The sequence below is a fragment of the Serratia microhaemolytica genome (genome assembly GCF_004011885.1).
In the GTDB taxonomy this organism is placed as follows: domain Bacteria; phylum Pseudomonadota; class Gammaproteobacteria; order Enterobacterales; family Enterobacteriaceae; genus Serratia_G; species Serratia_G microhaemolytica.
Window position 1 is genome coordinate 71,703 of record NZ_SBEF01000009.1, and the last position, 20,433, is coordinate 92,135.

Annotated in this window: 17 protein-coding genes, 1 tRNA gene and 1 pseudogene; 10 read left to right on the forward strand and 9 right to left on the reverse strand. The window is 48.4% G+C overall.

The features are described 5' to 3' along the window. Nucleotides 1–12 precede the first annotated feature (12 nt). Together EOJ37_RS05725 and ubiU are read right to left on the reverse strand one after the other, a co-directional pair. Nucleotides 13–891 (reverse strand): U32 family peptidase, encoded by an 879-nt coding sequence (locus tag EOJ37_RS05725; RefSeq protein WP_127958759.1) that lies wholly within the window; start codon nt 889–891, stop codon nt 13–15. Nucleotides 892–900: 9 nt separating this feature from the next. Beyond that, complete coding sequence (gene ubiU / locus EOJ37_RS05730; RefSeq protein WP_127958761.1) at nt 901–1,896, reverse strand: ubiquinone anaerobic biosynthesis protein UbiU; 996 nt, start codon at nt 1,894–1,896, stop codon at nt 901–903. A gap of 309 nt (nt 1,897–2,205) precedes the next feature. On the opposite strand from ubiU, the pseudogene EOJ37_RS05735 reads away from it, so the two are divergent. The 3 genes and pseudogenes from EOJ37_RS05735 to EOJ37_RS05745 form a co-directional block, all read left to right on the forward strand. Further along, nucleotides 2,206–2,409: pseudogene (locus EOJ37_RS05735) on the forward strand (type II toxin-antitoxin system HigB family toxin); the annotation flags it as partial. Between the two features lie 266 nt (nt 2,410–2,675). After that, on the forward strand, nt 2,676–3,671 hold the full coding sequence (locus EOJ37_RS05740; protein ID WP_127958763.1) for a hypothetical protein: 996 nt from the start codon (nt 2,676–2,678) through the stop codon (nt 3,669–3,671). Continuing rightward, entirely contained in the window at nt 3,652–3,984 is a 333-nt protein-coding gene (locus EOJ37_RS05745; protein ID WP_127958765.1) for an STAS-like domain-containing protein, read from the forward strand. The genes EOJ37_RS05740 and EOJ37_RS05745 overlap by 20 nt, the downstream gene beginning before the upstream one ends. Nucleotides 3,985–4,480: 496 nt before the next feature. On the opposite strand, the gene EOJ37_RS05750 is transcribed toward EOJ37_RS05745, so the two are convergent. From EOJ37_RS05750 to EOJ37_RS05770, 5 genes are all read right to left on the reverse strand, one after another. After that, nucleotides 4,481–4,556 (reverse strand) — tRNA-Ile (locus EOJ37_RS05750). Nucleotides 4,557–4,680: 124 nt separating this feature from the next. Then, nucleotides 4,681–5,067 (reverse strand): 2-iminobutanoate/2-iminopropanoate deaminase, encoded by a 387-nt coding sequence (gene ridA, locus EOJ37_RS05755; protein WP_127958767.1) that lies wholly within the window; start codon nt 5,065–5,067, stop codon nt 4,681–4,683. Nucleotides 5,068–5,202: 135 nt separating this feature from the next. Then, nucleotides 5,203–5,667, reverse strand: a complete 465-nt coding sequence (gene pyrI / locus EOJ37_RS05760; protein WP_127958769.1) for an aspartate carbamoyltransferase regulatory subunit — start codon at nt 5,665–5,667, stop codon at nt 5,203–5,205. Between the two features lie 16 nt (nt 5,668–5,683). Then, complete coding sequence (gene pyrB / locus EOJ37_RS05765) at nt 5,684–6,619, reverse strand: aspartate carbamoyltransferase (RefSeq protein ID WP_127958771.1); 936 nt, start codon at nt 6,617–6,619, stop codon at nt 5,684–5,686. Nucleotides 6,620–6,999: 380 nt separating this feature from the next. Beyond that, nucleotides 7,000–8,460: an aminoacyl-histidine dipeptidase gene (locus EOJ37_RS05770; protein WP_127958773.1), complete on the reverse strand. Its 1,461-nt coding sequence runs from the start codon at nt 8,458–8,460 to the stop codon at nt 7,000–7,002. Between the two features lie 288 nt (nt 8,461–8,748). On the opposite strand from EOJ37_RS05770, the gene gpt reads away from it, so the two are divergent. Next, nucleotides 8,749–9,207, forward strand: a complete 459-nt coding sequence (gene gpt, locus EOJ37_RS05775; protein ID WP_127958775.1) for a xanthine phosphoribosyltransferase — start codon at nt 8,749–8,751, stop codon at nt 9,205–9,207. Between the two features lie 115 nt (nt 9,208–9,322). Further along, nucleotides 9,323–10,573: an esterase FrsA gene (gene frsA / locus EOJ37_RS05780; protein WP_127958777.1), complete on the forward strand. Its 1,251-nt coding sequence runs from the start codon at nt 9,323–9,325 to the stop codon at nt 10,571–10,573. A gap of 69 nt (nt 10,574–10,642) precedes the next feature. On the opposite strand, the gene EOJ37_RS05785 is transcribed toward frsA, so the two are convergent. Further along, nucleotides 10,643–11,377: a carbonic anhydrase gene (locus EOJ37_RS05785; RefSeq protein ID WP_127958779.1), complete on the reverse strand. Its 735-nt coding sequence runs from the start codon at nt 11,375–11,377 to the stop codon at nt 10,643–10,645. A gap of 238 nt (nt 11,378–11,615) precedes the next feature. Here EOJ37_RS05785 and mltB point away from each other — a divergent pair, with 238 nt between their 5' ends. After that, complete coding sequence (gene mltB, locus EOJ37_RS05790) at nt 11,616–12,725, forward strand: lytic murein transglycosylase B (RefSeq protein WP_127958781.1); 1,110 nt, start codon at nt 11,616–11,618, stop codon at nt 12,723–12,725. A 17-nt stretch (nt 12,726–12,742) separates the two neighbouring features. Here mltB and EOJ37_RS05795 read toward each other — a convergent pair whose 3' ends face one another. Next, entirely contained in the window at nt 12,743–14,131 is a 1,389-nt protein-coding gene (locus EOJ37_RS05795) for an MFS transporter (RefSeq protein WP_127958783.1), read from the reverse strand. A gap of 285 nt (nt 14,132–14,416) precedes the next feature. On the opposite strand from EOJ37_RS05795, the gene pncC reads away from it, so the two are divergent. The 4 genes from pncC to csrA all read left to right on the forward strand — a co-directional run bounded on the left by pncC (nt 14,417) and on the right by csrA (nt 19,489). Then, a complete protein-coding gene (gene pncC / locus EOJ37_RS05800; protein ID WP_127958785.1) occupies nt 14,417–14,905 on the forward strand; it encodes a nicotinamide-nucleotide amidase in 489 nt (162 codons plus the stop codon). Nucleotides 14,906–15,054: 149 nt separating this feature from the next. Then, nucleotides 15,055–16,122, forward strand: a complete 1,068-nt coding sequence (gene recA, locus EOJ37_RS05805) for a recombinase RecA (RefSeq protein ID WP_127958814.1) — start codon at nt 15,055–15,057, stop codon at nt 16,120–16,122. 303 nt (nt 16,123–16,425) lie between these two features. Then, nucleotides 16,426–19,053, forward strand: coding sequence for an alanine--tRNA ligase (alaS, locus tag EOJ37_RS05810; RefSeq protein WP_127958787.1), 2,628 nt, complete (start codon nt 16,426–16,428; stop codon nt 19,051–19,053). A 250-nt stretch (nt 19,054–19,303) separates the two neighbouring features. After that, nucleotides 19,304–19,489, forward strand: coding sequence for a carbon storage regulator CsrA (csrA, locus tag EOJ37_RS05815; RefSeq protein WP_013574027.1), 186 nt, complete (start codon nt 19,304–19,306; stop codon nt 19,487–19,489). Nucleotides 19,490–20,433 lie beyond the last annotated feature (944 nt).

The following is a 20,433-nucleotide window of genomic DNA, read 5'->3' on the forward strand; positions in this document are numbered from 1 at the left end:
AAATTTTTTTGTTTAAGGTGCCAATGTTAAGCCAGCAACCCGACGCCAGTAGCCATTGCACTCACTGCCAGCGCTCAATAGCTGTGGCTGCTGACCATGCTGGTTGGCGCGGAACTGATCGAACAGTGGCAGTGTTTGCACCCCTTGTGGGGACAAGCGAACAATATCAACCAACTGCTCCATTCCTACCAGCTCATTCACCAGGTTGTAGCAGTAGCCACTGAGTGTCTGAATGCCGTTTAATACAAAAACCTGTTGATTTTCCTGTGAATGAACAAGCCGTCCCTGTGGATAGTTGATACAGCAGGTTTCACACTGATCTTTGGCACGATCTTCGGAACGTGCGGTAAAACAGCGTGCCGAGTAAGCCAGCGGCAGATGACCATAAGCAAAAACTTCCACCTCAAACTGCTGACGAAAACCTAGCTGATCACACTGCTGTAACAGGCTGGCTAACCAGTCACGAGAAAGCTCAACCGGCATACACCAGCGCACCATACCTTGCCGATGTAGCAGACGCAGGGTATAGGCGTTATAACAGTTCAGCGCATGGCCTGCGACAAACGGCAAGCCACGTTCAGCGGCGATATTGACTGCGGCCAGATCATTGGCTTCAATCAGAAACTCACCATTTTCGACATAGCGCCGCAACTCATGCAGCTCTGAAGGGGCCTGTAACAGCGCCAACGTTGATAACACCACCTGCTTACCGCTATCGGCAACCTGGCGAGCTAATGCCAACCAATCAGCCACCTTCATCTCACGCCGCTTGGTGCAGACACTCTCGCCCAGATAGATAATATCGGCACTGCTACTGATTGCCTGCTGATAAAATGCATCCAGTTCATTTTTTGGCCAGTAATAGAGCACTGGCCCAAGTGCATATTTCACGCGCTACCCCTACTGCCATTTACGGTGATAGGCACCCAACGTAGTCTGAGTGCCTTCAGAAATTGCTGCTAACGCCTGCATCCAGGCAGCATCAAGCTGATAACCTGCTGGATCAGCACGGCAGCGATCGAGCGCCTGACGCCAAACACGCGCCACCTGGCTGACATAAGCTGGGCTACGTTGTCGCCCCTCAATCTTCACCGAGGCGATGTTACAAGCCATCAGTTCCGGCAACAGCGCCAGTGTATTAAGGCTGGTGGGTTCTTCCAGTGGATGATAGATCTGCGCATCGACTCGATAGCGCCCTTTACACAGCGTCGGATAACCGGCGTTCTCTCCTGGCTGATAGCGGTCGATCAACACATTATTCAGCCGCGACTCCATCCCTTGTGCGGTCTGCTGCCAGCGCACAAAGCGTGCAGGTGAACAAGCACCGACGGTATTGGGTGATTCACCGGTCAGATAGGAAGAGAGGTAACACCGACCTTCAGCCATAATGCATAAGCTGCCGAAAGCAAACACCTCGAGCGGCACTGGGCTGGTACGCGCCAATTGTTTCACCTGGTGCATCGACAACACGCGCGGCAAAACGACACGCGAAACGGCAAAATGGCGCTGGTAAAAACGGATTGCCTCTTCGTTGGTGGCAGAGGCTTGCACCGAGACATGGCGTTCAATATCGGGATAACGTTCAGCGGCATACTCCAACATTGCCAGATCAGCCAGAATCAGCGCATCGGCGCCAGCTTGAGCAGCCATATCAACCGCACGCTGCCAACGTAGATATCCATCCGGGTGAGCGAACGTATTGATTGCTACATGCAACTTACGCCGTTGCTGGTGAACATAGTCAACGGCCTGTTGCAGTTTCTGTTCAGTAAAATTCAACCCGGCAAAATGACGCGCGTTGGTATCATCTTTTAAGCCGACATAAACTGCATCTGCGCCATTTTCTAACGCAGCTTTCAGTGCTGGTAAATTGCCAGCAGGGCAAAGCAACTCCATATTAGGCAATCCTGATTTCGCTACGTACCAAGCGGATACAAGCGATGAAAGACTTCACCAGACACTGCAACTGAACTGGTGGCGGGATAAAAAACGCGGCGATTATAAGCGTAGCTAGCACTCAATCTTTTGACTTAGGGCAGTTTCCCCGCGCTCTCGAACAGTTGTCAGGCAGTGAGAGGGGGAAAAACTAGCTGGCTTGCTGTCGCGCTATAGCCTGTGTGTCTGGACATAGGCTGATTGCTTTGGTTTTGTGGTATGCGTTGAGGAGTGGTAATGAAGTGAGGGTGCGTGCAAGGACGAGGTAATCCAACTGAAATTAAGGCGCACTACTGAAACGCCCATATTCTCAAAAACCGGTGTGGAGTGTTTAACATTAAGGGTAATGATTACTGCTTGATAGTAGCAATCGCTTACCAGCACGGATGGCAGCAATTACAAAGTCAATTTATAAGAAAAAATTACATTTCTCTGATGGTTGGGACAAGCAGTTACATGAATCATCTTGCATGATAATCCGTTACTATGATGTTTGGTGAGTGTGCTGTTGTACTGTTCAACTACGTTACTGAAGTGAAACAGGGGAAGCGACGATATAGGCGGGTAAATGTATAGCTACCTATTTGTACTTTATGCGTTTGCGTAATTGTTTTTGCTACATTGTCCTATTGTGGGCATGTCTTTGTTAAGATTTGTGGTTTGATCCATTTACTGAATGGCTTTGCGATCAGGTGTTCTCGATTGTATGATAAGCAAAATGTTTAGTAAAGGTTAAGTAAATGGCATTAGCATTGAAACACGCAATCTTGCAAACGGCACAGTGGCAAGAAAGAAAACAAGACAAGATAACTTTTGCCAATGAATATTACAGGCCTGGATACATTACCGTATTGGCGGCTTATGTGAACCATCATGGGATCAGGCAAGAAGATTGCTCATTACCGAATAATGATTATATGAGTGCCATCAATCTATTTGGTGCCATATGGGGGGAAGATAATTATACAAAAAAACGGCTTAATGTTGGTGAAAATTACAGTTTAGTAACACCATTAATAAACGTTGAATCTGTTGATGATGCGACCAGTACTATCAATAGTTGTATCAGAAAGTTAGTACTTGAGGGTAAAACGGCAAGCGTACAAGGTGTTGACGAACTGACAAAAGTTATCGGAGAACTACATGATAATGTATGGTCACATGGTAAATCGACTGGTTTTTCTTTTGCTCAACGAAGTGCTGTTCCAAATACGAAACACGAAGAATATTATATTGAATTCTCATTGGCAGATTGTGGTTGTGGCTTTTTGGGTGAGTTGAAACGTGCAGGTATACCTAGTATAGAAACCCATCAAGAAGCTATTGAATGGTGTATTCAAGAAAATAACTCATCTAAACATGCTGATCGGCAAGATGATTGGGCTCAGCGACTACCACTGGGTCATATAGGTGGAAATACGTTCGGTAAGGGAGTGGCTATAAAGGAAAAAGATAATAATCATCAGGGGCTTGGGTTGTATCATCTCATGCAGTTAGTTAAAAAATACAGTGGAGAATTGCAACTAGCTACAGGCAATGTATGCTTAGAAGCACAAGGTGATAAAGTTAGCTACGAGGCATTAGACAGCGAGTGGAAGGGAGTAGCAATCTCGTGTCGTTTCAAGATTAATGAACTGATAGTAGAGGTAGATAAGGATACCAATGAGGAAAATGATTCGCAACTCAATGAATTTATGCGAGCTTTAGGAGGAGGGTATGAAAAAGATAGTGTATAGGCTACCCGAAGGTGATCTAGCTTCACGTGCCCAAGGTGTGATACAACGGCATAAGATCGAAGCAGTTATTAGGAATGGTGATATGGCTCATATTGATTTGAGCGATGTCTATTCTGTTTCTGAGTCTTACTCTGATGAAATTTTTGGTGTATTGGTGATTAAATTTGGTGTTGATACGGTGTTGCAACATGTGCGTATTCTCAATGCATCGCCGTCTATCTTGAGGAGTATTGCTAAGGTCATGCAGCGCCGAAACGCTTCAATTGTCCCAAAAGCGTCTCAAAAGTGTGAACGGGAGCGTATTGCTTGTTAAACTCAGAACTGAAACAGTGAAAGGCACCCTCTACAGGTGCCTTTTTTATTTGGATTAATGTTAAGTGTATAACTGTGCTACATGAATTCGCATGATTGCTAGCAGGTGGTTTTTGCTATGTCGCTTCAGTACTGACGCGGCTTGGTTGGGTTTATGCACCAGTATGAAAACTGTAAGTGATACAGTCACAAGCTCTACAGATGAAGCTGGTAGAGATGACTATAGGTAGAGACAGAGCCTGGCCCCTGTGGCAGGAGAGTTGTCACTTACAGTCCGTCAGGAGTCTTGAAAAAATTTCTACCGCCATTTTATCGCCACACTAAAAATAGCCAATAAAAAAGCCATCTTTGCCAGCGCATCTGTGCAGTTTGTTTTTTTATATTTTTATCAAAATGATGCTTTCTTATGAGGGGACAAAAAGGGGACATTGACAGTTAAACCAACAAAAAAACCACCTTTAAAGGTGGCTTAACACGATGATAAATTGGGTAAAATTTGGTGGCCCCTCCCCGGTTTGAACGGGGGACCAATCGATTATGAGTCGACTGCTCTAACCACTGAGCTAAGGGGCCGTGGCGGCGATTATACGTTAGTTTTTGCGCGTAGATCCAGCATCCAATCATCAGATGCTGGTTTTCTAAGCAGGAAAATCAACAACCGGCGAGATGGGTTGTTGACCTTCTTTTTCAGGGGCGGTTAGCGGCGAGCAGCGATCGCTTCAATTTCGATTTTAACATCTTTCGGCAAACGTGCCGCTTCAATGCAGCAACGTGCAGGGAACGAGGCGTTGTGCTCTTTGAAGAACGCTTCGTAAGTTGCGTTGACAGTAGCAAAATCGTTCAGGTCGCTAACAAATACAGAGGTTTTAACGATATCAGAGACTTTCAAACCAGCCGCTTCAACCACAGCTTTCACATTCTCCAGACACTGGCGTGCTTGCGCAGAAACATCGTCTGGGACGTTACCTGTTTTCGGGTTGATAGGGATCTGGCCAGAAGTGAAAACCAGGTTGCCGAGATCGACACCTTGCACATACGGGCCAATAGCGGCTGGGGCATTTTCAGTGCTGATACTACGTGACATTGCTTTCTCCTTGTTTAACAGGCGATTGCTAATTTCTGTTAACAACCGCATCAGTAATATGATAGGTAGCAAACCGCTCTTTAAGGCGAGGCAACTTACCGGCTCAACAGTGCTACGCCCAGGCAGCGGACTTGACTAGTCTGCCTGCAATACCACTTGGTGTTCAAACTCTTTCTCACAATAACGACATTTTAAATGCACTTCGCCAGCATGCGATTTCACGCTAAAGCGCGAAGTGACGGGTTCACTACGGCTGATACAGTTGCTGTTTGGGCAGGTTAGCACACCATCGATATGATCCGGCAGACTCAGGGTGAGCTTGCGCACCACTTCGTAGTTGTCGATACGGTTGACAGTCGCTTTGGGCGCGTACATCGCTAACTGGTTAGCCTGCTGTTCGGTGAGAAAGGTGTTCTCGATTTTGATCAAATCTTTGCGCCCTAATTCACGCGAAGGCAGATTTAACCCGATGGTGATACGTTGATCAGTCGCTGTCAGTTTGAACAGAGACAGTAGCTTAAAGCCAACTTGGGCTGGAATATGGTCAATCACTGTGCCGCATTTGATGGCTTCAACTTGCAGTTTGTTATCGTGAGTCATGGCGCTTACCCCTTACTTAAAGATCTAAATCTGCGTTTAATACCAGAGCCAGTAGTGCCTGACGGGCGTAGATGCCATTACCCGCCTGCTGGAAATAGTAGGCGTGGGGTGTTTTATCCACCTCATAAGCGATCTCATCAATACGTGGCAGTGGGTGTAGTACTTTCATATTGCTGCGTGCGGCCGCCAGATCAGAAGCCCGTAGAATAAATTGTGCTTTTACGTTGGCATATTCAGAGGGATCAAGACGCTCTTTCTGGACTCTGGTCATATAAAGAATATCCAGTTCAGGTATCACTTCCTCAATATTGCTATGCAGGCTGTAGGAAATTCGTTTCTCTTCGAGCATTTTTAATATGTAACTCGGCATTGCCAGTGCTTCTGGTGCAATAAAGAAGAAGTGGTTGCCACTGTATTTCGCCAGTGCCTGAGTTAATGAGTGTACGGTGCGACCATATTTGAGATCTCCTACCATAGCGATATTGATATTGTTCAGTCGCCCTTGGGTTTCAGCGATGGTGAACAGATCAAGCACGGTTTGTGTCGGGTGCTGGTTGGAACCATCGCCGGCGTTAAGGATCGGGACGCCGGTAGAAAATTCAGCGGCTAAACGAGATGCACCCTCTTGCGGGTGGCGGATCACAATCGCATCAACATAGGTACTGATCACCGAAATGGTATCAGCGAGGGTTTCGCCTTTTTTGCCCAGTGAGGTGTTGCTGCCATCAGAAAAACCGACCACCGACGCCCCCAAGCGGTGCATCGCCGTTTCAAACGAGAGCCGGGTGCGGGTCGATGCTTCAAAAAAGCAACTGGCGATCACTTTGTGTTTTAGCAACTCAGGTTGCGGCTTGGCTTTGAGGCGGCTAGCGGTATTGAGTACCAGCTCTAGCTCATCACGACTGAGATCATTAATTGAGATGATGTTCTTGCGATACAGCGGATTGGCCATCTTCACTCTCCTCAACTTATCGCCCTTAGTACGGGCTTGGCTATGTTATGGGCAAAAAAAAACCCCTCAAAGAGGGGCTTGAATATCAAACAGGGTGTACAGCAGAAACAATGAATGCCAACTGCCTGCGTAGAGGCAGTTTTGTCGCAAAGGGGATAAAGGACAATAAGCGTTCTTCATGAGTTCTCCTGACAAATCGGGCGCTATTCTACATATATCACTGGGTTCTGCAAGCGTTATCTTGCTGTTTTACACTAACTTTAATCCTATGCTAACTCTTTGTTGACGATATTATCTGTTAATAATCATTTTTTTTGGTAATTATGCTTAATTACTTATAATCAGATTACTAAAATATTGTCATTACGCGACAGATTCGGTTATTTCCGTTCAGGAATAGCGGCAAGCAGTGCCGTGAGTAACGCCCAATATTTGGCAACGCTGGCAATATGTACCCGTTCACCAGGGGAGTGTGGCGCAACGATCGTCGGGCCGATAGAGACCATATCCAGTTGAGGATAAGGGGTTTTGAACAGCCCACACTCAAGGCCAGCGTGGATCACCATAATATTCGCGGTGCGATTAAACAGTTGTTGATAGGTTTGCTGTGTCAGACTCATTACCGGTGAAGTGGCATCGGGTTGCCAACCGGGGTAGCTGCCTTTGCTGATGACGCTGGCGTTTGCCAATTGCCCGAGAGCGGTCAAGGTTTCTACTACTGCCTGTTTGCCACTGTCGATCAGTGAGCGTACTAGTGAAAAAAGTTGCACTTGGTTGGCATCGCTGCTGACCACACCGAGATTGAGTGAGGTTTCGACCACGCCTGGCACGCTATCACTCATGCGGATGACACCGTTTGGTGTGCTGTTAAGCAGTGCAAGTAGGCGTTTCTGGCATTCGGCTGTTAATGCCGGGGTACTGGAAATCTGTGCAGTTAGTGTTAGCCGCAGGTTTGGTTCTTTGGCAGCCAATTCATTTTTCAGTGTGCTGAGGTAGTGATCTACCTGCTGTTGTAGTGCGGATTGGCTGTTTTTCGGGATTGCAATTTCTGCTGAAGCTTCACGTGGGATGGCGTTACGCAACGTGCCGCCATTCAGGTTAAGCAAGCGCAGATCCACTGTTTCGCTGATGGCAAACAGCAGGCGAGCTAATAGTTTATTGGCATTGCCTAGGCCATGATGAATGGCAATCCCTGAGTGGCCGCCCTTTAACCCGCTGAGGGTTAGGCTAAAGACCTGATAATCGCTTGGCAGTGCTTCGCGTTGTAGCGCTAAGGTGGTGATTACGTCAATGCCTCCGGCGCAACCCATATAGATGTCGCCCTCTTCTTCGGCATCGGTATTGATCAAAATTTCCGCTTGCAGCCAGTTGGGTTGTAATGCAAACGCCCCTTCCATGCCAGCTTCTTCGGTCATGGTCAGTAGTACTTCCAGTGGGCCATGGGCTAGATCGTCAGCAGCGAGAACGGCCAGTGCCGAGGCCATGCCAATGCCATTATCAGCGCCCAGAGTGGTATTGCGTGCGGCGACCCATTCACCATCAACGTAAGGCTGGATCGGATCGCGGGTAAAGTCGTGTACTGTGTCGCGGTTTTTTTGGGCCACCATGTCAAGGTGAGCCTGTAATGCGACCGGTTTGCGCTGTTCCATGCCGGAGGTGGCCGCTTTGCGTAACAAAATATTACCAGCCTGATCGCGTTCAACATCGAGTTTGCGGCGTTTTGCCCAGTCAACAATGTGTTGTGCTAATGCTTCTTCATGGTAGGAAGGGTGCGGGATGGCACAGATTTCGGCGAAAATATCCCACAGGGGTTGTGGTGAAAGTTGTGATAGTTCAGACATCAGCACTCTCCTTAAACAGTTTGCTGGGCATAGATTAAAAAACTCTCTTTATCAGTTCCAGGAATGGCATAACAGCGAAGCCTATCACGTTATTCTGCTGCCTGTGCAACCTTTTATCACAGTAGACAGGACAAAATATTGCCAGTTTGCTGCTGTGCGCGCAGTACGAAATGGGCAGCAACGTTGCGCTGCAACTGGTATTCGGCGTCAGCAATCTCTATAATCTCGCGCAACCTTTTTTCCAATGACTGAATCAGTCGCATTTTTTGTTGGCTTGGACACCATTTTATGAGCGAAAAATACGTTGTTACCTGGGATATGCTGCAGATCCATGCGCGCAAATTGGCTCATCGCCTGCTACCGGCTAGTCAGTGGAAAGGCATCATTGCCGTTAGCCGTGGTGGTTTGGTTCCCGCTTCGTTACTGGCGCGCGAGTTGTGTATTCGCTACGTCGATACCGTCTGCATCTCTAGTTATGATCATGATAGCCAACGTGAGATGAAAGTGCTCAAGCAGGCTCCGGGTGATGGTGAAGGTTTCATTGTGGTTGATGATCTGGTCGATACCGGAGGTACGGCAAAAGCGATCCGTACCATGTATCCGAAAGCGCATTTTGTCACCATTTTTGCCAAGCCGGCTGGGCGTTCGCTAGTGGATGATTACGTGGTCGATATTCCTCAGGATACTTGGATCGAGCAGCCGTGGGATATGGCGGTGACTTTCGTTCCACCGATTGGCGGGCGTTAAGTTACCAGCATCGTCAATGCCGCTGAGTTGGCTTGAGTGTGCATAATAACGGGCCGCATGAAGCTAATTGGCAACAGCGATCCACGTTCAAAGGGGTGCTCTGGGTGCAGGTGATATGACGGAAACCAACCTTTCAGAACTGTTGTTCAAGCCTTCGTTGAAGCATGTTGAAACCTCGACGTTGGTGACGCGAGTGCATCATGCAGTGAGTGGTGATATGCACACTACGCTCGAAGGGGGCAGCGCTGGGAACTGGTATCGAATGCTGAACCATCTGTTATGGACTTGGCGCGGTATCGATCCGGTAGAGATGCGCGAAGTGTTGTCACGTATTGCCGCTTCGGGGGCTGAGCATAGCCAGGCGCACTTGTTGGATACGGTGGTGGGTTACCGTAATGGTAACTGGATCTATGAGTGGGTGTGTCAGGGAATGCGTTGGCAGCAGCGTGCGTTGCAGCAGCAGGATGCGCGGTTGGGTGGTGAGTATTGGTTAAATGCGGCCAATCTCTACAGCTTGGCCGGTTATCCCCATCTTAAGGGTGACGGTTTGGCCGAGCGTGCCGAAACGTTTGCCAATCGTGCCTATGAAGAGGCAGCTCGGTTACTGCCTTATCAACTCAAGAAAATCCCGTTTCCGATTGAAACTGGCCGTGCCGTCAATGGTTTTCTGCATCTGCCTGAACAACAGCAGGCACCTTTTGCTACCGTGTTGATGTGTGGCAGCTTGGATACGCTACAGACCGACTATTTGCGTCTGTTTCGTGATTATCTGGCACCGCGTGGCATCGCCATGCTAACGCTTGATATGCCTTCGATTGGTGCTTCACATCGTTGGAAATTGACTCAGGATTCCAGTTTTTTGCATCAACAGGTGGTGAGGCAATTGGCGGAGATACCTTGGGTTGACCACTGCCGTTTGGCGGCGTTTGGTGTGCGCTTTGGCGCTAATGTTGCTGTTCGTTTGGCCTATTTGGAGTCGTCACGTCTGCGTGCTGTGGCTTGCGTTGGACCGTTGGTGCATCATCTGTTGTGCGGGTTGCAGACACAACAGCAGGTACCTGATATGTATATGGATGTAATCGCTAGTCGTATGGGAATGTATAACGCTTCTGATCGGGTGCTGGCTGCCGAGCTAAGCCGCTATTCGTTAAAAAATCAGGGGTTGCTAGGACGACGCTGCCCGACACCAATGCTTTCTGCTTACTGGCAGGGCGATCCGTTAAGCCCGAAGGAGGAATCACAACTGATTGCACTCTCTTCGATGCAGGGCAAATTGCTGGCTATTCCGCGTAAGCCGGTTTATCAGAGCTTTGATACCGCGTTATCGCAGATCTGTGATTGGTTGCAACTGCGGCTCTTGGGTTAACTAAGGTGGCCGCTGTGCCTAGGTGAGTGTCACTCGCTTCAGACACAGCGAACCGATTAATCTGTGTGGCTAGAAAAATTCTACCCTGCCGCCATTCAGATGGTACATGCTGCCGACCAGTTTTAGTTTGCCTTCTTGTTCTAATTTCTTCAGTACTGGGCTTTTCTGGCGGATATCTTCCAGTGTGAGCATGACATTGGTTTTTGCTACCGCATCAACAAAGTCGTAATTACTGGCACTGCGATCGCCTTTATAAACCGTTTTATCAATCGCCGGTTTCAATCTGCGCAGTAATGTAGTTAGGTTGCCCAGTTTTGCACTGTCGATGGCACCTTTCACTGCACCACAAGACGTGTGTCCCATGACTAAGATTACTTTGGCACCGGCAACCGCACAGGCAAACTCCATGCTGCCAAGAATATCGCTGTTTTGTACGTTACCGGCAACGCGTGCGTTGAAGGTTTCCCCAATACCCACATCAAGTAGGATTTCAGCCGGTGCGCGGGAATCAATGCAGCTTAAAATAATCGCAGTGGGGAACTGTCCTTCACGGCTAGATTGCTTTTGTGCTAGGTAATCATGTTGTTGCATTTTGCCTTGGCGAAATCTTAAGTTGCCTTGCTTGAAACTTTCGATGATCTGATCAGGTGTCATGCTATCGCGCTGCTCTTTGGTCATGGCAGCGGCGAAGGTCAGGGAAGGGGCACTAAAACCGGCAATACCAGTAAGCCCCAACACCGAGAGGGCAGCGGTACGTTTTAGTAGCATTCGGCGTGGTGGTTCTTGTGCAGGAAGTTGATTCATAGCATTATATCTCGTGGTTTATTTGTGTGGTAGATGTATATTTCATCCACGGTGTGAGTAATAAGTATAGATGCTATGATCATCGGGTGGATGCTATGTAGACACCAATCGCCATCAGTTTGTTTATAGATGAAAAATAGCTATGCTTTTGTCTGAATATTCAGTTGCCAGTTACTGATGGTGTGCAGTACTTTAATTTTAAAGAAATTCCCTTTTAACCGGTTTTTATGGATACCCAATGCGCTACCTCGTTACGCTTTTCCCGATGTTTTTTTCCCTGGTCGCCTGTGCCGCTGAGCCAGATGCGCACAATCAGATGGTGGTCGCTGAACAGAGCGTCGTGAATGTTCAACCGAGCAGTGCCGATGAGCTGGAGCAGGTACCACAGATTTTGACCCACTGGCAGCAGGATAACGCTCGGTTAACGGGTGACTTTGCTGATAATCCTAGGGCGCTTGCGTTTATTGATCAGATGGTGGCTAAGCACAGTTTTGAACGTTCACAACTTAACCAGTTGTTGACAGAGGCAAAGCACTTGGAGCGATTGATCCAACTGATGGATAAGCAGGCACCGGGTGCCGATACGCCCGGCCCGAACGGAGCCTGGGTGCGTTATCGCAACAATTTTTTGACACCGGACAATATCAACAATGGTGTGCAGTTCTGGAAGCAACATCAGGCGGTATTGGCTCGGGCTGAGAAGGTTTACGGTGTGCCAGCGGAGATTATTGTCGGCATCATTGGTGTCGAAACACGCTGGGGCAAGAGGGTTGGTAATGTTCGTGTGATTGATGCGCTGTCGACCTTGTCGTTTAACTATCCTCGGCGCGCCGAATTTTTTAGTGGCGAATTGGAAACTTTTCTGCTGATGGCGCGCAAACAGGGCGATGATCCGCTCTCTTGGCAAGGTTCATTTGCCGGTGCGGTTGGCTACCCACAGTTTATGCCTTCGTCGATCAAACGCTATGCTGTCGATTTCGATGGTGATGGTCAGATTAACTTGTGGCAGCCAGTCGATGCGATTGGTAGTGTTGCTAACTACTTGCGTGAGCATGGCTGGAAGCCAGGCGCGCTGGTGGCGGTGCCTGCCAGAGGTAAAGCACCGAAGTTGGAGAGCGGCTATCAGACCAAATATTCGGTCGCGAAGTTAAAAGCAGCAGGACTGGAACCGAAGCAGCCACTGAAAAACAGCCAGCAGGTTAGCCTGTTACGGCTGGATATGGGCAAAGATTACCAATACTGGTTCGGTTTGCCCAATTTTTATACGCTGACGCGCTATAACCGCAGTGTTCATTACGCGATGGCCGTGTGGCAACTGGGTGAGGCAGTCAACAAAGCACGCCACTGAGGCTGATGTGAGCATGATCAGAGCATGGTGTAGGCTTTTTTCAGACCAGTCTCTTCCTGTGGATCAGCACCCTGTGGGCGAGGCGGCAGCTCTGTTGCCACTTCGGCATTGTTTGGCACAGCAGCAGGGCTAGGCTCTGCTGCTGTGAGTGACATATTTTCTTGAATAAGCTGCTCATCCAGTACTGGGTTGAGTGCTGGAGAGAGCGGTGAGCTGGCCAAACTGTCGGGCATGATAGTGTGCGGTACTGGCGCATCAGCAATCGGCTGTGTGCTGTGCGGTTGTAGGCGGACACTGCATAGCAGGATCAGTAAACTGCACAAAATAAAAAAGGCGTAAAGCATATTGGCTCCTAAAGGAGCCAACAATGCCCCGACGATCAACGGCCCGATACTGGCACCGATACCAAATGCCATCAGTAGGCAGGCTGCCAGTGAAACACGGCGTTCAGATTCGATCATGTCGTTGGCCAGTGCCACTACCAGCGGATAGAGGGTGAACTGCAATAGACTGACGATAAAACCTACCAGCAGTAAAATCCGGAATTCAAGATGTGGCAGCAGCGCCAGAGGCATCGCTGCAATCATCAACAATAGCGCATTGATGCGCATCAACCTTGCCCGATTGTAACGATCAGACAGCCAGCTCAGTGGAAACTGGGCAATCAGCCCAGCGAAGATAGCACTGGACATAAATAGCCCGGTCTGTTGGGTGTCGAGCGCCTGTTGGCTGGCGTACACGGGCGCCAAACCATGAAAGCAGCCGACCACCATGCCGATCAGCAGAGTAATCAGCAGAATTTTTGGAATAGTGTGTAAAAAATAGCGTAGCTCAAGTGGCGCAGGGGACATATGCCGCGCATTGGTGCGAGTGGTGAGTGCGATTGGCACCAGACAGAGCGCAAAGAATAGTGCAATGATGATTAAGGTATTGATGCCAATGCTGCTCTGCAACACCAAGACTGCCTGCCCGAGAGCCAGCCCAAGATAAGAGGCTGCCATATAGAAACCAAATACCATGCCACGCTGATTTGATTCTGATTGGTCATTGAGCCAGCTCTCCAGCACCATATATTGGCACATCATGCATAGACCGGTAATGAAGCGTAATCCGATCCAGACGGGTAGATATTCGGTGAGACCATGCACCAGTACCGCAGCGGTAATGATACCAGCACAAGAAACATAGGCGCGGATATGGCCAACCCGTGCAATCAGAAAATGGCCAACCTTGCCGCCGATCACCAAGCCGATATAGTTGGCAGCGATGATGGCACCGATCATCGCACCACTGATATTGATCTGCGTTAACCGCAATGAGATGTAGGTGGTGAGCAACCCGGCGCCCAACAACATCAGTAAGGTAGTGCTATACAGTGGAAAGAACACGCCTAAGGTTTTTTTCACTCGGACATCCTGTTTTTTTCTAAGCGCAGTAGCTGGCTGAACAAGTTATCTGACATGGTATCTGTGACGCTATCAGCATAGTCGCTACTATGAAATAGTGGCAGTTTGGTCGCAGTATAGTGCGATATTACTGCGAGATGCTGCACATTTTAGCATCAGAATAATCACCAGATCTTGATAATTTTATCGCGTAACGGCATATAGCCAGTAAATCAATCGGTACCTGTTCAGGCTGGTGCTTCACAGTAAATCTGGCCTTGGTCACCCTAATTTAAGAGGTAACAGATGACAACTGACACTCTACACGCACTCAGTACTAGACTTGGCGAAAAGTTGCTTGCCTCTCAGCGCTGGATCACCTGCGCAGAGTCCTGTACTGGAGGTGGGGTAGCACAAGCGATCACCGAGATTGCCGGTAGTTCAGCCTATTTTGATCGTGCGTTTGTCACTTACAGCGATGCAGCAAAACAGCAGTTATTGTCTGTCCCTGCACAGTTGTTGGAGCAGTATGGTGCAGTGAGTGAAGCGGTGGTACGCCAGATGGCGTTAGGTGCGCTTACAGCGGCAAAGGCTGATCTGGCAATTGCGGTCAGTGGCATCGCTGGGCCAGGCGGCGGCAGCGAACAGAAACCTGTCGGTACGGTATGGTTTGGTTTTGCCAACAGTAGCGGGCATGTTGTGTCCTATAAACAGCAGTTTAGTGGTGATCGTCAAGCGGTTCGCAATCAAGCTGTTGTTTTTGCAATAAAAACTGTGTTGAGTGAATTTTTATAAAACAGGCTTGATACTGTATTGTTATACAGTATAATCACACTAATTTTTGAACAACAGCATATCACCCACAGTTTGCAAACTACGGTGCAGTAATGTCACCCATGATCACCTCAGGCAAAGTGGCGCGCGATGATAGAGAGGAACAACATATGGCGATTGATGAGAACAAGCAAAAAGCATTGGCTGCGGCGTTAGGGCAGATTGAGAAGCAATTTGGTAAAGGCTCGATTATGCGTCTGGGCGAGGATCGCTCAATGGATGTGGAGACTATCTCTACTGGCTCGCTCTCACTGGATATTGCGTTGGGGGCAGGTGGTTTGCCAATGGGGCGGATCGTTGAAATTTATGGCCCGGAGTCCTCTGGTAAGACTACCCTGACATTACAGGTGATTGCTGCTGCACAGCGTGAAGGTAAAACTTGTGCCTTCATTGATGCTGAACATGCGTTAGATCCTGTTTATGCTAAAAAGCTTGGCGTAGATATTGATAATCTTCTTTGCTCTCAACCCGATACCGGTGAGCAAGCGCTGGAAATCTGTGATGCGTTAACACGCTCAGGTGCTGTGGATGTGATTATTGTCGACTCAGTGGCTGCTTTGACGCCGAAAGCGGAAATTGAGGGTGAAATTGGTGATTCGCATATGGGATTGGCGGCTCGGATGATGAGCCAGGCGATGCGTAAATTGGCCGGCAACCTGAAGAATGCCAATACCCTGCTGATCTTTATCAACCAGATCCGGATGAAAATCGGTGTCATGTTTGGTAACCCAGAGACCACAACCGGTGGTAACGCATTGAAATTCTATGCCTCTGTTCGTCTGGATATCCGCCGTATCGGCTCTATCAAAGAGGGCGAAGAGGTGATCGGCAGTGAAACCCGCGTTAAAGTGGTAAAAAACAAAGTGGCGGCGCCGTTTAAACAGGCTGAATTTCAAATCCTGTATGGCGAAGGGATCAATAGCCGTGGTGAACTGGTCGACCTCGGTGTGAAGCATAAGATGATCGAAAAAGCAGGTGCTTGGTACAGCTACAATGGTGAGAAGATTGGCCAGGGTAAAGCTAATGCCTGTAACTTTTTGAAAGAGAATCCAGCAGTGGCGGCAGAACTGGATAAAAAACTGCGTGAACTGCTGCTAAGTGGCAATGGGCAGGCTGCGCCAGCGGCAAACGCACTTGCCGACGATGAGCATGAAGTGGAAATGGACGAAGAGTTTTAATTCAGGGTGGTGAGCAGGGTTGTGCGATCGGTGAGTTGTCGCATCTACCTTGCCCTACTAACCTTGCTTTATTGAGAAAGTGTACTTTTTTATCTGCTCAGCAGGCGGTTATTAAGTCTAGACAACCGCCTGAACGCGAAAATTTAGCTAATTTTGCCTCACCAATGCACGTGGTGTTTTACTTCCCATCCAAGAAAACTTATCTTATCCCCCACAATTAGTTCGTGAGCCAGAGAGGATGATCGCGGCAGGATGTCGTACTTCTCGCTCACGGGTTGTTACTCTAGCCTTTTTGGGTACATTATGAGCAAGAGCACCGCTGAGATCCGGCAAGCGTTTCTCGATTTTTTTCACAGTAAAGGTCATCAGATTGTTGCTAGTAGCTCTCTGATACCCAACAATGATCCGACATTACTGTTTACTAATGCCGGAATGAACCAGTTCAAGGACGTTTTCCTTGGCTTGGATACACGAAACTACCTGCGGGCAGCGACTTCGCAGCGTTGTGTGCGTGCCGGTGGTAAGCATAATGATCTGGAAAATGTCGGTTATACCGCACGGCATCACACTTTCTTTGAGATGCTCGGTAACTTCAGTTTTGGTGATTACTTCAAACAGGAAGCGATCAGCTATGCTTGGGAACTACTGACCAGTGAAAACTGGTTTAATCTTCCTAAAGAGAGACTATGGGTTACTGTTTATCAGACAGATGATGAAGCTTTTGACATCTGGCACCATCAGATCGGGGTGCCGGCAGAACGCATCATTCGTATTGGCGATAACAAAGGCGCACCGTTTGCCTCTGATAATTTCTGGCAGATGGGTGATACAGGTCCATGTGGTCCTTGCACTGAGATTTTCTACGATCATGGTGATCATCTCTGGGGTGGTCCGCCGGGCAGTCCAGAAGAGGACGGTGATCGGTATATTGAGATCTGGAATGTCGTTTTTATGCAGTTCAACCGTCAAGCGGACGGCAGCATGTTGCCGCTACCGAAACCTTCGGTTGATACCGGTATGGGGCTAGAACGTATTGCTGCTGTGCTACAGCATGTCAACGCCAATTACGACATCGATCTGTTCCGTACTTTGATTGCGGCCATCGCCAGCTTGACAGGTAGCAGTGATGTTAATAACAAATCGCTACGTGTCATCGCCGACCATATCCGTTCATGTGCCTTCCTGATTGCCGATGGTGTGATACCTTCCAATGAGAATCGTGGTTATGTATTGCGGCGTATCATCCGCCGAGCGATTCGTCACGGTAACATGCTTGGCGCAAAAGAGCCGTTCTTCTACAAACTGGTAGCGCCACTCATTGAGGTGATGGGGTCTGCCGCTGATGAACTGAAACGCCAGCAGGTGCAGGTCGAGCAGGTGTTAAAAGGTGAAGAAGAGCAGTTTGCTCGCACGCTAGAGCGTGGTTTGGCACTGTTAGATGATGAACTGGCTAAATTGTCTGGTGATACTCTGGCTGGGGAAGTAGCGTTCCGTCTCTATGATACCTATGGCTTCCCAGTTGACCTCACTGCTGATGTCTGCCGTGAACGTGGTCTGAAAGTGGATGAACAGGGCTTTGAACACGCGATGGAAGCACAACGCAATCGCGCACGTCAGGCGAGTGGTTTTGCTGCTGATTATAACAGCATGATCCGTGTCGACTGTGACAGCAAATTCAGTGGCTATGATCATCAGCAACAGCGAACCAACGTATTAGCACTGTTCCGTAACGGTCAGCCGGTGGAGCAGATCAATGCCGGTGAAGACGCACTGGTTGTGCTGGCAGAAACCCCATTTTATGCCGAATCAGGTGGCCAGATTGGCGATCAAGGCGTGCTGAAAGCTGCGGGTATTGAGTTTAGTGTCCATGACACACAGAAGTATGCTCAGGCGATCGGTCATCAAGGTCAGCTATCACAAGGTTGCTTGAAACTGGGTGATTCAGTTGAGGCTGTGATCGATATTGAGCGCCGTGAGCGGATACGGCGTAATCATTCAGCGACGCATTTGTTACATGCTGCGTTGCGCCAGATCCTAGGGCCACATGTGGTACAGAAGGGATCTTTGGTCAGTGATCAATATTTACGTTTTGATTTTGCCCACCCGGAAGCAATGAAAGCCGAGCAGATCCGTGCGGTAGAGCTGTTAGTCAATCAGCAGATCCGCCACAATCTGGTCATCGAAACTGACATGATGACACTCGATGCCGCGAAGCAGAAAGGCGCTATGGCATTGTTTGGCGAGAAGTATGATGAGCAAGTGCGCGTGTTAACCATCGGGCAGTTTTCACTGGAGTTGTGCGGTGGTACACATGCGCAGCGTACCGGTGATATTGGCCTGTTCCGTATTCAGAGTGAATCTGGCACCGCTGCCGGTATTCGACGTATTGAGGCGGTAACTGGCGAAGCAGCGATAACCAGCTTGCATTGGCAAAATGATTTGTTACACAATATTGCATCTTTATTGAAGAGTGACAGCAATAATCTCGGCGACAAACTGCGTGCGGTGTTAGAGCACACGCGTAGTTTGGAAAAAGAGTTGCAACAGCTAAAAGATCAGCAGGCTGCACAGACGAGTGCTGCACTGACCAACAAAACCCAGATCGTTGCCGGAGTTAGCTTGTTGGTGAGTCAGTTGGATAATGTTGAACCGAAGATGCTGCGCACCATGGTTGATGACCTTAAAAATCAACTCGGGTCAGCAGTGATTGTTTTGGCAACAGTATCCGAGGGTAAGGTTAGCCTGATTGTGGGTGTTACTAAAGATCTGACCAATCGGATAAAAGCCGGAGACTTGGTCAGTGATCTTGCTCAACAGGTTGGCGGCAAAGGAGGGGGACGCCCTGATATGGCCATGGCCGGAGGGATGGATGTTAGCGCCTTGCCTGCAGCATTAAGCAGTGTAGAAGCATGGCTGACTTCAAGGCTGTGAACATAAATAAATAGTACTAATCATGCCATAATCCGTTGTGGGTTATGGCGTTTTTGTGCTGAGCACATACAATGTGAGTACAATTTCGGGAACAAAGTTTTTCAGGTCGGCTAAACTTATCCTTAGTCTGGAGTGAGCCTAGGTCTGCTTGCATGTTGCGAGTTCCTGACATGGGTCCTCACTGTGTTTTAATGGATAATGGCGGGAAACTGAAAAACCCGGCTTTTTATAATCTTCCAAGGAGCAAAGAATGCTAATTCTGACTCGTCGAGTTGGTGAAACTCTCATGATTGGCGATGAGGTTACAGTTACAGTGCTAGGGGTTAAAGGCAACCAAGTTCGTATCGGTGTAAATGCCCCCAAAGAAGTGTCTGTGCACCGAGAGGAAATCTATCAGCGAATTCAAGCTGAGAAGTCCCAACAGACCTCTTACTGATTTCTCAGTGGCCAAGAGGCCAATAGACTGAAATAGGTGCCTGCGTCAGTTTGCTTCAATGCTTACATTGCACTAGTACCATGGAGCGATGGCATTGTTAATGCAAAGCAGGCAGCTTGTAATGGAACGAATCCCTAAGGGTGTGCCTGTGTGTGCCCTTAGGGGGGGGGCTTTATTCCAAGCCTGTTTTTCCCCTTGAACTATTGCCCGCCAACGGCGATGGTGCGTTTTTACCTGCCTGATTTTCAATTAACTTTGGTTAAACTCCACGTCGATATATTATCGCTAACTGACGATTTTATTTTGTTTCGGATACCGCTCGCTTAGGCTGATCCACGAACCTAGTGCTGTATTCAAATCACTGCTAACTGCTCAGCCGTCATCAGGGCATCGTTGAGTTGAACGAGCTACGGTTACGCTCATGAGTCGCATATAATCACCCGCCTCAATCCAGAGTCACTAAAACCTACCTACTGCCCGTTATCCGCCAACACTCACTGTTCGAACCTGGAGTGATGATGTTTTAATCAGAACATACACCTTCTTATTGTTAGCAATAACTACCATCGTGTGCAGAATGTGCTTTTATCTTGCACAAACAGGTTTTACTCGATAATTAAAAGGAAAAACAATCGATCACATCAAATTTCTGCTACTTAAATTTAGGTATATTCGCATTTCTGTGGTTTTAATAGTTTATGTTGCATTTTGCTAACATAAATTTAGCTTAACATGTGGGGCAGGTCAGAGTGAGAGGTTGGCTGCTTTTGATGCGCAGCTCCGCTCATCGCAGTGTTTGACAGGATGCATTGATAGCCTGGACATGGTCTACAGTGCTTTTCTTGGTCGGCCTTCGTTTTGTGAAGGTAACGGGAAAAATGGCAATACAGAGCAGAGAGACTGCCTGTTAGTGAGCTGGCTTTCCTGACTGCGGGTGCCCTGTA